Annotated in this window: 12 protein-coding genes and 1 riboswitch; of the genes, 4 read left to right on the forward strand and 8 right to left on the reverse strand. The window is 74.5% G+C overall.

The genetic code is table 11. The features are described 5' to 3' along the window. Window positions 1–25: 25 nt before the first annotated feature. From ABTY59_RS06740 to ABTY59_RS06765, 6 genes are all read right to left on the reverse strand, one after another. Entirely contained in the window at window positions 26–427 is a 402-nt protein-coding gene (locus ABTY59_RS06740) for an aggregation-promoting factor C-terminal-like domain-containing protein (protein WP_352017801.1), read from the reverse strand. Window positions 428–712: 285 nt separating this feature from the next. After that, window positions 713–1,579, reverse strand: coding sequence for an ECF transporter S component (locus tag ABTY59_RS06745; RefSeq protein WP_352017802.1), 867 nt, complete (start codon window positions 1,577–1,579; stop codon window positions 713–715). Then, complete coding sequence (locus ABTY59_RS06750) at window positions 1,576–3,273, reverse strand: ABC transporter ATP-binding protein (RefSeq protein ID WP_352017803.1); 1,698 nt, start codon at window positions 3,271–3,273, stop codon at window positions 1,576–1,578. Before ABTY59_RS06750 ends, ABTY59_RS06745 begins: the two co-directional genes overlap by 4 nt. Beyond that, on the reverse strand, window positions 3,270–4,379 hold the full coding sequence (locus tag ABTY59_RS06755) for an energy-coupling factor transporter transmembrane protein EcfT (protein WP_352017804.1): 1,110 nt from the start codon (window positions 4,377–4,379) through the stop codon (window positions 3,270–3,272). The genes ABTY59_RS06750 and ABTY59_RS06755 overlap by 4 nt, the downstream gene beginning before the upstream one ends. Before the next feature lie 320 nt (window positions 4,380–4,699). Then, window positions 4,700–5,326: an SCO2322 family protein gene (locus tag ABTY59_RS06760; RefSeq protein ID WP_502995339.1), complete on the reverse strand. Its 627-nt coding sequence runs from the start codon at window positions 5,324–5,326 to the stop codon at window positions 4,700–4,702. A 41-nt stretch (window positions 5,327–5,367) separates the two neighbouring features. Further along, window positions 5,368–6,618: an SCO2321 family membrane protein gene (locus ABTY59_RS06765; RefSeq protein ID WP_352017806.1), complete on the reverse strand. Its 1,251-nt coding sequence runs from the start codon at window positions 6,616–6,618 to the stop codon at window positions 5,368–5,370. Window positions 6,619–6,713: 95 nt separating this feature from the next. Further along, window positions 6,714–6,790, reverse strand: a riboswitch (cobalamin riboswitch). 179 nt (window positions 6,791–6,969) lie between these two features. On the opposite strand from ABTY59_RS06765, the gene ABTY59_RS06770 reads away from it, so the two are divergent. Continuing rightward, window positions 6,970–8,595 (forward strand): protein kinase domain-containing protein, encoded by a 1,626-nt coding sequence (locus ABTY59_RS06770; RefSeq protein WP_502995335.1) that lies wholly within the window; start codon window positions 6,970–6,972, stop codon window positions 8,593–8,595. A 9-nt stretch (window positions 8,596–8,604) separates the two neighbouring features. On the opposite strand, the gene ABTY59_RS06775 is transcribed toward ABTY59_RS06770, so the two are convergent. Next, window positions 8,605–9,642 (reverse strand): Strvi_7410 family MBL fold metallo-hydrolase, encoded by a 1,038-nt coding sequence (locus tag ABTY59_RS06775; protein ID WP_352017808.1) that lies wholly within the window; start codon window positions 9,640–9,642, stop codon window positions 8,605–8,607. Between the two features lie 119 nt (window positions 9,643–9,761). Here ABTY59_RS06775 and ABTY59_RS06780 point away from each other — a divergent pair, with 119 nt between their 5' ends. The 3 genes from ABTY59_RS06780 (at window position 9,762) to ABTY59_RS06790 (ending at window position 12,109) form a co-directional block, all read left to right on the forward strand. Next, window positions 9,762–11,225 carry an aldehyde dehydrogenase gene (locus ABTY59_RS06780; RefSeq protein ID WP_352017809.1) on the forward strand — a complete coding sequence of 488 codons (1,464 nt, stop codon included), beginning with the start codon at window positions 9,762–9,764 and terminating at the stop codon, window positions 11,223–11,225. Beyond that, complete coding sequence (locus tag ABTY59_RS06785; RefSeq protein WP_352017810.1) at window positions 11,225–11,458, forward strand: ferredoxin; 234 nt, start codon at window positions 11,225–11,227, stop codon at window positions 11,456–11,458. The genes ABTY59_RS06780 and ABTY59_RS06785 overlap by 1 nt, the downstream gene beginning before the upstream one ends. Before the next feature lie 111 nt (window positions 11,459–11,569). After that, window positions 11,570–12,109, forward strand: coding sequence for a hypothetical protein (locus tag ABTY59_RS06790; RefSeq protein ID WP_352017811.1), 540 nt, complete (start codon window positions 11,570–11,572; stop codon window positions 12,107–12,109). A 151-nt stretch (window positions 12,110–12,260) separates the two neighbouring features. Here ABTY59_RS06790 and ABTY59_RS06795 read toward each other — a convergent pair whose 3' ends face one another. Further along, window positions 12,261–12,896, reverse strand: coding sequence for a TetR family transcriptional regulator (locus ABTY59_RS06795; protein ID WP_352017812.1), 636 nt, complete (start codon window positions 12,894–12,896; stop codon window positions 12,261–12,263). Window positions 12,897–13,017 lie beyond the last annotated feature (121 nt).

Here is a 13,017-nt window from a genome sequence, read left to right on the forward strand (position 1 = left end):
ATGCGCTGTGCGGCAGGGGTGCTTCTTAGTACCAGCCGTTGGCCTGCCAGAACGCCCAGGCGGCGTTCGGGGAGCCGTAGCGCTCGTTCATGTAGTTGAGGCCCCACTTGATCTGGGTGGCCGGGTTGGTCTTCCAGTCGGAACCGGCCGAGGACATCTTCGAGGCCGGCAGGGCCTGGACCAGGCCGTAGGCGCCGCTGGACGAGTTGGTCGCGGTGTGGTTCCAGTGCGACTCGTGCTCGACGATCTTGCTGAACGACGCGTACTGGTTGGCGGGGACGATCTGACGAGCGAGCTCCTGCGGGCTGGCGGCCGAAGCCGAGCCCGTCGTGCCGAGCACCGCACCCGACGCGCCCAGCAGCACGGCTGCGGAGACGGCGATCTTCTTGTTGCGGGCAGAGGCACGAGTGGTGAGCGAGCGGATCAAGGTTCGACCTAACGTCGGGGACAAGGGGCGCGCCAGGCGTTTTCGGCAAGCCGGAACCAGAGCCCGGGAGACCCGGGAGCTGGGGGAGACCGGCTGTCCGTGGCGCTGCGATGAGCACCGGCTGCCTGGCGACGTCCACCAGAGAAGCAGCGTTGGAACCCCGGCGCAATGACCCCCTGTACGAGGAAGGTTCGGACCCGGGGGGCCAACGGGGGCAGGTGACTGTGTGGCGTTTGTGCAGGTCATACGCGGGTGTGGGGTGGTTTGGCCCGGTGTGTGGGTCTACTACTCCCGCTCGTACGTGACGTAGGTCCTATGAGGCGCCTCACCCGCAGAGGGCGTTTCCGGCGCCTCGAATGTGACCTGGGCCTCGAAGTTCGCCCGTCGCGTGGCCCGCCGCAGCGCCCTCAGGAGCGCGCCGCCGACGGTCAGGGTCAGAACGACGGTCAGGGCGGCCCGGCCGAGGTCCCAGCCGAGGGACGTGGCGAGGACGTAGGCGAGGAAACGGACCAGGTTCTCGTCGAGCGGCGCACCCGGTACGAAGGAGATGCCGCTGCTCAGGCCCTGGAGCAGGACCCAGCCCTGCAGATTCATCACCGTGCCGTACGCGAACGCCGCCACGAACCCGTACGCGGACAGCATCAGCAGCTCGGCCCGCCCCCGCAGCCGGTCCGGGCCCGGCAGCAGCCCCGCGCCCATCGTGAACCAGCCCATCGACAGCATCTGGAACGGCATCCACGGCCCCACACCGCCCGTGAGCAGCGCCGACGCGAACATCGTCACCGAGCCCAGGGCGAAGCCGAAGCCCGGCCCCAGGACCCGGCCGCTCAGCACCATCAGGAAGAACATCGGCTCCAGACCGGCCGTCCCCGCCCCCAGCGGACGCAGCGCCGCGCCCACCGCGGCGAGCACGCCCAGCATCGCCACCGCCTTCGCGTCCATCCCGCAGTCCGCGATCGTCGCCACCACCACCGCGACGAGCAGCGGCAGCAGCGCCGCGAACAGCCACGGCGCGTCCCCGGCGTGCGAGGTGACCGCCGAGCCGGCGTCCGCGAAGAGCGGCCAGCAGAAGGCCAGGACCCCGACGAGGGAGACCAGGGTCAGCGCCGCCACCGAGCGGGGGCCCAGACGGACCGGACGAGACGACCTCACAGCGCCGCCTCCACCTGCTCGACCGTGAGCCACGGCTGCGGGGCGAGGATCTTCGCCACCTGCGGCGAGAACGCGGGCGAGGACACGACGACCTCCGCCGTCGGGCCGTCCGCGACGACCTCACCGTCCGCGATGATCACGACACGGTGCGCCAGCTCCGCCGCCAGCTCCACGTCGTGCGTGGCCAGCACGATCGCGTGCCCGTCCGCCGCGAGGCCGCGCAGCCGCGCCACCAGCCGGGCCTTCGCCGCGTAGTCGAGGCCGCGGGTCGGCTCGTCGAGCAGCAGCAGCGGGGGGCGGCCGGTCAGGACGACGGCCAGCGCGAGCGCGAGCCGCTGGCCCTCGGACAGGTCGCGGGGGTGCGTGTCGTCCGCCACCCCCGGGAGCAGCTCCTCCACCAGGGCGCGGCAGGTCCCGGGCGCCGTGCCCGCGTCCCCGTCGGCCGCCGCGCACTCGGCGGCCACGGTGTCCGCGTACAGCAGGTCCCGAGGCTCCTGCGGCACCAGGCCGACCTGGCGGATCAGCTCGCCGGGCGCGGTGCGGTGCGGTGCGCGGCCGGCGATCCGGACGGTGCCGGTGGTCGGTTCGATCATGCCGACGAGGGTGGACAGCAGCGTGGACTTGCCGGCGCCGTTGCGGCCCATGAGCGCGACGGTCTCGCCGGGGGCGACCTGGAGGTCGACGCGACGGAGCGCCTCGACGCGGCCTCGGCGCACGCCCAGGCCATCGGTGAGGAGGAGGGGCGCGGTGGGGGCGGCGGGCTGGGTGCGACGCCGCTTGAACGGGTTGATTCCCCCGCCCCGCCCCTTCCCGGAACCGGGGGCCCCGCCCCCGGACCCCCGCGCCTCGAACGCCGACGGGGCCGCCTGGGGCCCGGGATCCGGGACCCGGCCCTCCAGCCTCGCCTTCAGCGGCGCCGCCCGGCGCCGCGCGTCCCGTACCGTCAGCGGCAGCGGCTCCCAGCCCGCCAGCCGGCCCAGCGCCACCACCGGCGGGTGCACCGGGGACACGGACATGACCTCGGCCGGCGGACCCATCACCGCGTCCGGCAGGAGGAGGACCTGGTCCGCGTACTGGACGACCCGCTCCAGGCGGTGCTCCGCGAGCAGGACCGTCGTGCCCAGGTCGTGCACCAGCCGCTGGAGCACCGCGAGGACGTCCTCCGCCGCCGACGGGTCCAGCGCGGACGTCGGCTCGTCGAGGACGAGGACCTTGGGGTGCGGGGTCAGGACGGAACCGATCGCCACCCGCTGGCGCTGCCCGCCCGAGAGTGTGGCGATCGGGCGGTCGCGGAGCTCCGCGAGGCCCAGCAGGTCCAGGGTCTCCTCCACGCGGCGGCGCATCACGCCGGGCGCGAGCCCCAGGGACTCCATGCCGTACGCGAGCTCGTCCTCGACCGTGTCGGTCACGAAGTGCGCCGACGGGTCCTGCCCCACCGTGCCCACCAGGTCCGCCAGCTCGCGCGGCGGATGCGTGCGGGTGTCGCGGCCGTCGACCGTGACCCGGCCGGTCAGGGTGCCGCCCGTGAAGTGCGGGACCAGGCCCGAGACCGCGCCCAGGAGGGTCGACTTGCCGACACCCGACGGGCCGACGAGGAGGACCAGCTCGCCCTCGGGGACCGTGAGGTCCACCTTCCGCAGGGTCGGCTCGGCGCCCTCCTCGTACGTCACCGAGACGTTCTCGAAGCGGATCACACGCTCTCCTTGGGTTTCGGCGCCACGAACGCCGGGAGCAGGCCCACCAGGACCGACACCGCGGGCCACAGCGGCAGCTCCGGTGCCTCCAGGGGGACCACCCCGGGGTGCAGCGCCTCCGGGTCGTAGACGTTCGCCCAGATCATCAGGACCGCGACCGCCACCCCGGACCCGGCGACCAGCCAGGCCCGCGCGCCCCACCGGTCGGGCCGGTAGCGGGTACGGACCGTGCGGCGCCCGCCGAGCCGGAGCCCGGCCATGGCGGCGAACAGCCCGGCGCCGAGCAGCGGCAGCCCGTACGTCGCGCCCTCCGCCGCCAGCAGCCCGTACGAGCCGGCGCACACGCCGAGGAGCCCGCCCAGGGTCAGGACGTTCGTGGTGCGCCGGACCGCTGCCGGGACCCGGGCCGTGCGCCCGTAGCCCCGCGCGTCCATCGACGCCGCCACCGCGATCGACCGTTCCAGCGCCCCCTCCAGGACCGGCAGGCCGATCTGGAGCACCGCCCGCACCCCGCCCGTGGGCCGGCCGCGCAGCCGGCGGGCGGTCCGCAGCCGGGCCACGTCGGCGACCATGTTCGGCGCGAAGGTCATCGCCACGACGACGGCGACCCCCGCCTCGTACAGCGCCCCCGGCAGCGACTTCAGCAGCCGCGCCGGGTTGGCCAGCGCGTTGGCGGCGCCCACGCAGATCAGCAGGGTCGCCAGCTTGGCGCCGTCGTACAGCGCGAAGACCAGCTGCTCGGCCGTCACCCGGCCCCCGATCCGTACGCCCTGCGCCCATTCCGGCAGCGGCACCTCGGGCAGCGTGAACAGCTCGTGCTCACCGGGGATGGGGGAGCCGAGGAGCAGGGAGAAGACGACCCGCAGGCCGACCACGAACAGGCCCAGCTTCACGAACGCGCCGTACGAGCGGGCCCAGGGCGCGTCCGTGCGGCGGGCCGCCACCACGTAACCGGCCACTGCGACGAGCAGTCCGAGCAGCAGGGGGTTGGTGGTCCGGGAGGCGGCGACGGCCAGGCCGAGGGCCCACAGCCACCACGCGCCCGCGTGCAGCGCGTTGGCCCGGCTCGCCTCGGGGGCCGCGAACACACCACGGGCCGAGGACACCGGGCCGGACCGGCGCCGGGACCCCGACCCGCCACGGGCCGGGGATGCCGACGCGCGGGGCTCGTCGCCACGGGCCGGGGATGCCGACGCGCGGGGCTCGTCGCCACGGGCCGGGGATGCCGACGCGCGGGGCTCGTCGCCGCAGGCTGGGGATGCCGACGGGCCGGGCTCGTCGCCACGGGCCGGGGACGCCGACGCGCGGGGCTCGTCGCCACGGGCCGGGGACGCCCGCACGGCACGGGCCGGGGACGTGTGCACGCCACGGGCCGGGGACGTCCGGACGGCACGGGCCGGCCCCGTCGGCTCACCACGGGCCTCGCTCATCCCCGTCGGCGGGCCTTCCAGATCGCCGCCCCGCCGAGCGCCAGGACCGCCGCCCCGCCGACGAGCACGCCGACGGAGGGGCCTGGGCCCTGGGACTCCTGCGCGGCCGGCCGCTCCGGGGGCTTCTGCCCGGTCTCCTCGACCTGCTCGCCGCAGCCCCGCGCCGGGTAGCCCGCGATGCCGCACAGCATGGCCGCGCTGTCGTACCGCAGCGGCTTCGCCACCGCGGCCAGCGCCTCCGCGCCCGTCGCGTCCTCGCGGACCTCCGCGCAGCCGACCATGACCGGCTTCTCCGGCGGCGTCTCCCCGGGCGGCGCGTCCACGGGGCCGCCGAAGTCGACGACGACCGCGATCCGCTTGCTGCCGTCCTTCTTCTCCACGCCCTCGCAGATCCCCGCGAAGTCGGGGGCCACGGAGGGCAGGGAGGTGTCCTCGGTGCCGTTGCTGATCGCGAAGCGGAAGCCGAGGGAGTCGCCGTCGGCGGGCCGGGCGGTCGCCGGGCCCTGCGTGGCGTACGCCCAGGGCTTCCCGCCGTCGCTCTCCCAGAACGACCAGTAGCGGTAACCGGCCGCCTGCGCGGGAGCCGCGGCGAACGCCGTCAGCGTGAGCAGCGCGCCGGCCATCCCGCCCGCGAGCCTCGTGCCCGCGCGCTTCGTCCGCGCGGTCACTTCTTGCGGCCGCTCACGAGGAAGCCGATGCCGACGCCGACGACCGTGCCGATGCCGATGATCCACCAGATGTCGAAGCCGGACTCCTCCTCGTCGCTGGTGGAGGAGGCGGAGGTGTCCGGCGTCTTGGGCGCGGGGCCGGTCGCGTTGAGCTGCTCGACCAGGTCCGCCGTGCCGAACTCCCGCGGGTCGGTCTCCGTCGCCCGCGCCGCCAGGATCAGCTGCGCGTACGCGGCCGGGCCGCCCTCCTTCGCCCAGGCGGCGGAGTTCTTCTCCAGCCAGGTCAGGGCCGGTTCGGCCTGCTTCGCGGCGCCGGAGGCGGCGAGCGCGACGACGGCGTCGGCGGTGTTGCCGATGTCGGGCTGCTCGGTGGCGTCGGTGGCGCCGGGCATCGGCGGCAGGGTCAGGTGGCCGGTCTTCGCGAGGGCCTTCGCCAGGTAGGAGGCGCCGTTCAGCGCGGCCCGCTCGACGGTCGGCTTCGACAGGTCGGCGCAGGCCGGCGGCTGCTCGGGGGAGGCCTTCAGGGCGACGACGCTCTTGCCGAGCCCGGCGAGGGTGGCCGCCGCCGTGGCGTCGGCGTTCGCGAGGAGCTTGCCGGTCTTGTCCGGCTGGTAGGCGAACGCCCCGGCGCCCTCCTTGTCCGAGCAGGGCAGCGCGAAGGTGAGGAGCGCGTCGTACGGGGTGCGGCCCTCGGCGGAGGTGAACGAGCCGGGCTTCACGCCGATCGCGGCGAGCGCGCCGACGACGACCGAGGTGGAGTTGGCGTCGCTGGCGCCCCCGGCGCCGTAGCCCCAGCCGCCGTCCTTGTTCTGCACGGTCCGCAGCCAGTCGGAGCCGGCCTTGACGGCCTTGTCGATCGACTCGGGGGCGGCGGCCTGGCGGCGCACGGCGCGGAGCGCCTGGAGGGCGACGGCGGTGGCGTTGGTGTCCCGCATCGTCTGCGCGTCGCAGGGCTTCGACACGTCCGCGCGGTACGAGGCGAACGAACCGTCGGCGCACTGCTGGCCCAGGAGCCAGCTCACGGACCGGTCGGCGGGCTGGTAGCCGGTGGTGCGCTGCGCCAGGAAGGCGAGCGACTGCCGCCAGACGCCGTCGTACGTCGGGTCCTTCGTGCCGTACAGGCCGGGCGGGAGCGTGCCGGTCGAGGGGGTCGGGGACGGCGCGGCGGCGGCCGGGACGGCTGCTGCGGTGCCGAGCACGACGGCGGCGGCGGCGAGCGCGGCGGCGCTGCGGCGGACGGTGTTCATGGGGCCCTCTCCTGCGGCCGGGCACCGGCACGCCTCGGGGGCACCAGGCTCCGGCTCCGTATTCCTCGACGGTGCCGGCGGTCACGTCCCGGGCGGGGCATTCCGACTTGCCGCTCCAGGGGGAGACGGTTCACGGCTGCGGGGTCAGCGCCGGATTCGCACCGGCTTCCCCCCGTACGGGCATGATGACGACCCGCTCACTCTACCGGCCCGTACGCCCGCCGCCCCGGGGGTGCGAGGCGCCTCACACCGGGGGCGGGAACCGGCTGCCCGGGAGGTGATCACTGTGCCATGCTGGCGCCGCCACGAAGCATGACGACGGTGTCTTCACGGGGGTGCGGAATGCGGGCGTTGTCCGAGAGCGACCCGCGGGGGATCGGTCCCTACCGGCTCCTGTACCGACTGGGCGAGGGCGGCATGGGCCGTGTCTACCTGGGCCGCTCGCGGGGCGGCCGGACGGTCGCGCTCAAGGTCGTGCACGGCGCGCTCGCCGGGGACCCGGGATTCCGTACGCGCTTCGCCCGCGAGGTGCGGGCCGCCCAGTCCTTACGCGGAGCCGGCACGGTCCCGGTCCTCGACGCCGACCCGGACGCGGAGGTGCCCTGGCTGGCCACCGCGTACGTGCCGGGGCCCGCGCTGTCCGAGGCGGTCCTGGCGCACGGACCCCTCCCCGAACCGGCCCTGTGGCGGCTGCTCTCCGGCCTCGCCCACGCCCTCGACGGCGTGCACCGGGCGGGGCTCGTGCACCGGGACGTGAAACCGTCCAACGTGCTGCTCTCGCCGTCCGGGCCCCTGCTCATCGACTTCGGCATCGCGCGCTCCGCCGACGAGACCGCCCTGACGGGCACGGGCCTGGTCGTGGGCTCGCCGGGGTTCATGTCGCCCGAGCAGGCGGAGGGGCGGACGGTCGGGCCCGCCGCGGACCTCTTCTCGCTCGGCGCGGTCCTCGCGTTCGCGGCGACCGGGCGGGGGCCGTTCGGCGGCGGCTCGGTGGCGGAGCTGCTGTACCGGCTCGTCCACCACGAGCCCGACCTCACCGGGGTCGAGGGGCCGTTCGCGGAGCTCGTACGGCGCTGCCTGGCCAAGCGGCCGGACGACCGCCCGCCGGTGGCGGAGCTGGCCGCGACGGCGGACGCCCACCGGGAGGAGTCGGGCAGCTGGCTGCCGGCGCCCGTGGTCGCGGCCATCGCGCAGAAGGCGGAGGAGCTGCTCAACGCGGAGGCGGAACTCGAACCGGAGCCGACGCCGACCCCGGCGACCGCCGTCACCGTCGCCCTGCCGCCCACCGCCCCGCCCCCGACGGCCGTCCTGCCCCCGCAGGAGCAGGACCTGGGGACCGCCCCGAAGCCGGCCCCGAAACCCGCCGCGCGGCCGTCCGTGCCCGCGCCCGCGCGGCCGTCCGAAGCGCCCCGCAGCCGGGCCGCCGTCCGGGGGCCGGCCGCCGAGCCGCGGGCCCGCGCCCGCTCGACGGCGGTGCCGACCGCGCGGGAGCGCGCCGTGCGGACGCTGACCACGGGTCTGGGCAGGCCCCTGTTCGGCTTGTTCTACCTGGTGCCGATGGTGGCCTTCCTCGTGGGCGGGGTCGACCTCCTGGACCGGGCGCAGACGTACCCGTCCCTCTCCGACCAGGCGCAGGGCCCCTACCAGTGGGCGATGGACGACTGGTGGCGCTTCCCCGCCACGCTGCTCCTGGTCGCCGCGACGGTCGGCCTCCACGGCTACCGGGGGCGGCTGCTCACGGTCCGGCCCGGCCGGGTCCGGCTGTGGTCGGCCGGGGTCGCCCTCTACTGGATCGCCCTGATCGCCGTGCTGACCCTGCACCTCCTCTGGTTCCTGTTCGTCCACAACGGCTACGACTCCTACGAGCACGGTGGTCAGCACTGGCTGTGGTGGGTGGCGATCCCGGTGATGGTGCTCGGCGGCGGCATCTCCCCGCTGGTCCTGGTCATGTCCCTCGTCCGGCTGTTCAAGGCCTGAGGCGGGCCCTCACACCGCGAGGTACGTGACGGGGTCCGTGCCCGGCACCGGTTCGGCGCGGCCGAGCTTCACCAGGCGGCGGAGATGGGCCTCGGCCTCGCTGACGGCGATGTTGCGGGAGCCGTACGGGATCTGCTCCCAGGGGCGGTTCCACTCCATGCGCTCGGCGAGCTGCCACGGGGTGAGCGGGACGGCGAGGAGGCCGAGGAGGCCGGTGAGGCGCTCCTCGTGGTGGTCGAGGAGTTCGCGGACGCGTCCGGCGGCGTCGGTGAAGGCGTACTGGTGGGCGGGGAGGACCTCGGCGACGCCCAGCCGGCCGATCCGTTCGAGGGAGTCCAGGTAGTCGCCGAGCGGGTCGGTCTCGGTGGCTTCGTCGGGGTCCTCGTACAGTCCGATGTGCGGGGAGATCCCGGGCAGCAGGTGGTCGCCGGAGAAGAGCCGGCCGTGACCGGGCAGCCGGGAGGGGTGTTCCTCCTCCAGGTGGAGGCAGACGTGCCCGGGGGTGTGGCCGGGCGTCCAGACGGCGCGCAGCCGCCGTCCGGCGAGGTCGAGGAGTTCGCCGGGGACGATCTCGCGGTCCGGGAGAGCCGAGCGGAGCCCGGGCAGGGTCCGCATCCGCCCGGAGTCGCGGGCGGCGAGCAGTGGGGCGATGTGGTCCTCGGGGGCGCCGACGGTCGCGAGCTTGCGGGCGAGGTAGTCGAACCAGACGCCCGGTTCGGACGCGCGGGTGCGGCGGACGACGGCCGCGTCGGCGGCGTGCATGGCGATCCAGGCGCCCGACTCCTCGCGGACCCGGCCGGAGAGGCCGTGGTGGTCGGGGTGGTGGTGGGTGATGACGACCCCGTGCACGTCCCGTACGGACAGCCCCAACGCGTCGAGCCCGCCGACGAGTTCGTCCCAGGACGCGGGGTCGTCCCACCCCGTGTCCACGAGGACGGGGCCGCGGTCGGTGTCGAGGACGTGGACCAGGGTGTGGCCCAGCGGATTGTCCGGGATGGGCACCCGCAGGGACCAGACGCCTCCGCCGTGCTCGGTCACCTGGGTCATGAGCGTCCTCGTCTCTGCGTACCGGTACGGCCATTGCCCACCATAACTAGAACTGGTATCAGTTCTGAAGCATCGTCAGGAACTCAGTGGCTCATTCATCTCCTCGGGAGGCAGCGGTCATGACCGAGCTTGTGGAGCACGGAAAGCTGTTCATCGGCGGGGAGTTGACCGAACCGCTCGGCGACGGGGTCATCGAGGTGATCTCCCCCCACACCGAGCAGGTCATCGGCCGCGTCCCGCACGCGTCGCCGGCCGACGTGGACCGGGCCGTGGCCGCCGCCCGGCGGGCCTTCGACGAAGGGCCCTGGCCGCGGATGACGGTCGAGGAGCGGATCGCGGTCGTCACGCGGATCAAGGACGCGATCGCCGTGCGGTACGAGGAGATCGCCCGCTCCATCAGCGCGCAGAACGGCTCCCCGTACTCCTGGTCCGTCCTCGCCCAGGCGCTCGGCGCGATGATGGTCTGGGACGCGGCGATCACCGTCGCCCGGGACTTCCCGTATGAGGAGCGGCGCGGCGGGGTCCTCGGGCCGCTGCTCGTGCGGCGCGAGCCGGTCGGGGTGGTGGCGGCCGTCGTCCCGTGGAACGTGCCGCAGTTCACCGCCGCCGCCAAGCTCGGGCCCGCACTGCTCGCCGGCTGCACGGTGGTCCTCAAGCCCTCGCCGGAGTCGCCCCTCGACTCGTACATCCTCGGCGAGATCGCGGCCGGGGCGGGGCTCCCGGAGGGGGTCCTGTCGATCCTGCCCGCCGACCGCGAGGTCAGCGAGTACCTCGTGGGGCACCCGGGCGTCGACAAGGTCTCCTTCACCGGCTCCGTCGGGGCCGGGAAGCGGGTCATGGAGGTCGCCTCCCGGAATCTGACCCGCGTCACCCTCGAACTCGGCGGGAAGTCGGCCGCGGTGATCCTGCCGGACGCGGACCTGGAGACCGCCGTCGCCGGGATCGTCCCTGCCGCCTGGATGAACAACGGGCAGGCCTGCGTGGCCCAGACCCGGATCCTCGCGCCCCGCTCGCGGTACGAGGAGATCGCCGAGGCCTTCGCGGCGGCGGCCGGCGCGCTCGTCGTCGGCGACCCGCTCGACCCGGCGACCCAGGTCGGCCCGCTGGTCGCCCGGCGCCAGCAGCAGCGCTCCCTCGACTACATCGGGATCGGCCAGGCGGAGGGGGCGAAGCTGCTGACCGGCGGCGGCCGGCCGGACGGGCTCGAACGGGGCTGGTACGTCGAACCGACCCTCTTCGGCGACGTCGACAACTCCATGCGGATCGCCCGCGAGGAGATCTTCGGCCCGGTCATCTGCCTCCTGCCGTACGGGGACGAGGCCGAGGCGCGACGGATCGCGAACGACTCCGACTTCGGCCTGTCCGGCAGCGTCTGGACCGGCGACGTCGAGCACGGCATCGACTTCGCCCGCCAGGTCCGCACCGGCACCTTCAACGTCAACACCTTCAGCCTCGACATGCTCGGCCCCTTCGGCGGCTACAAGAACTCGGGCCTGGGAAGGGAGTTCGGCCCGGAGGGCTTCGGCGAGTACCTGGAGCACAAGATGATCCACCTCCCCGGCGGCTACGAGGGCGGGGCGTGATGGGCGACCGCTGGCGCGTCGAGGTCGACCGGAGCGTCTGCATCGGCTCCGGCATGTGCGTCAACCACGCCCCGGACGGCTTCCGTCTCGACACCGCCCGCCAGTCCCATCCGAAGCAGCCGGAGGCGGACGCGGGCGAACGCCTCCTGGCGGCGGCGGAGGGCTGCCCGGTGGAGGCGATCCTGATCACCCTGGCGGACGGCGGGGAGCCGGTGTACCCACCGGAGGAGTAGTGGGGCGGGGTCCTCGGCTCCGTCGGTGCCGGCCTGTCGTTCCCGCGTGCAAAACTAGGCCCCTTGGTCACGGGGGCAACGGGCCTTCGTGCGCGCGGAATCGGGAGTGTTGTGCGCAAGGCGATGTGGGCGGCCGCGGCTGCCGGTGTGGTGTTGCTCGTGGCGGGCTGCGGCAGCGAGGGCGGTGCGGACAAGGGCGGTTCGGCGTCCGGTGGTTCGTCCTCGGCGGGTTCGGCCGCGACCGGCGGCTCGGGCGGCTCGGACGGCGAGCGACTGGACGGCGCGGCCGTCACCAAGGAGCTGACGGACGCGGCGACCGGGGCCGGCTTCACGCAGGACGCCTCGGGCGAGCAGATCCCGGCCGAGGCCAAGGACTGCATGGTCAGCTGGACGGCCGACGCCGAGAAGGCCGCGGACCCGGCGAAGTCCTACGCGGACACCGTCGCGACCCTCACCAAGGGCGGCTGGAACGAGGAGCGCAGCTCGGGCGCGGGCGGCTCGGTCATCAAGTCGCTGAAGAAGAGCAGCTGGCAGCTCCAGGCCAGCAACCACTCGGCGGGCCCGCTGAAGCTGGTCATGTTCGTGGCCGTCGACAGCAGCCAGGAGTGCGCCGCGGTCCTGGCGGAGGCGAACAAGAACAAGACCCCCTGACCGGGGGCCGCCCGTGCCCCGTCCGGGGCACGGGCGGCGCCGCTCGGGTCGTGGTCTTCGCCCGTGCCGTGGGCGCCGCTCGCGCTGTCGGCGGCGCTCGGGTCGTGGGCGCCGCTCGCGCTGTCGGTGCCGCCCGGGTCGGCTGCGGCGCTCAGCCCGTCGGCGGCGTCGGCGGTGTCGGTGCCGTCAGGTCGATCAGTCGGCAGACCGTCTCGATGTCGATCTTCACCTGTGCGATCGAGGCGCGCCCGGACAGCCAGGTGATCAGCGCCGAGTGCCAGGTGTGCTCGATCACCCGGACCGCCGAGAGCTGGCTCGGCGTCGGGTGCTCCGCCCCCATCGCGTCCAGGATGATCGCGGTGGTCAGCCGGGAGACCGTGTCGACCTCGGGGCTCACGCTGCGGTCCGCGAAGGTCAGCGCCCGCACCATGGCGTCGGCGAGCTGCGGCTCCCGTTGCAGGGCCCGGAAGGCGCGCATCAGCGTCTCGGCGACCCGGTCCGCCGGGTCGGCCCCGGCGGGCGGCCGCTTCCGCAGCGTCGTGTGCATGTGCTGGAGCTGGTCCTGCATGGTCGCCACGAGCAGGTGGATCTTGGACGGGAAGTACCGGTACAGCGTGCCGAGGGCGACCCCCGCCGCCTCCGCGACCTCCCGCATCTGCACGGCGTCGAAACCGCCCCTGGCCGCGAGCTGGGCGCTGGCGTTCAGGATGCGGCGGCGGCGCGCCTCCTGGCGCTCCGTGAGGGGCGGCGACGCGGGTCTGTGGTCCGCTCTGCTGTCTGCGGTCATGAGGTCCCGTTCCGTGCGGTGGGGAGCGACAGTATGGCGGTGCTGCCGCCGTGGCGCGAATCACCTGTTCCGGCTCTCACCACGGAGCTACCTGCCGGTAGATTCTGTGCTCCTTGAAGGA

The organism is Streptomyces sp. NPDC096079 (assembly GCF_040303145.1).
GTDB lineage: Bacteria > Actinomycetota > Actinomycetes > Streptomycetales > Streptomycetaceae > Streptomyces.

Coding starts and splice junctions, on each gene's coding strand:
- ABTY59_RS06760 (WP_502995339.1), bottom strand. CDS start 5,326: ATGGCCGGCGCGCTGCTCACGCTGACGGCGTTCGCCGCGGCTCCCGCG.
- ABTY59_RS06765 (WP_352017806.1), bottom strand. CDS start 6,618: ATGAACACCGTCCGCCGCAGCGCCGCCGCGCTCGCCGCCGCCGCCGTC.
- ABTY59_RS06775 (WP_352017808.1), bottom strand. CDS start 9,642: ATGACCCAGGTGACCGAGCACGGCGGAGGCGTCTGGTCCCTGCGGGTG.
- ABTY59_RS06780 (WP_352017809.1), top strand. CDS start 9,762: ATGACCGAGCTTGTGGAGCACGGAAAGCTGTTCATCGGCGGGGAGTTG.
- ABTY59_RS06785 (WP_352017810.1), top strand. CDS start 11,225: ATGGGCGACCGCTGGCGCGTCGAGGTCGACCGGAGCGTCTGCATCGGC.
- ABTY59_RS06795 (WP_352017812.1), bottom strand. CDS start 12,896: ATGACCGCAGACAGCAGAGCGGACCACAGACCCGCGTCGCCGCCCCTC.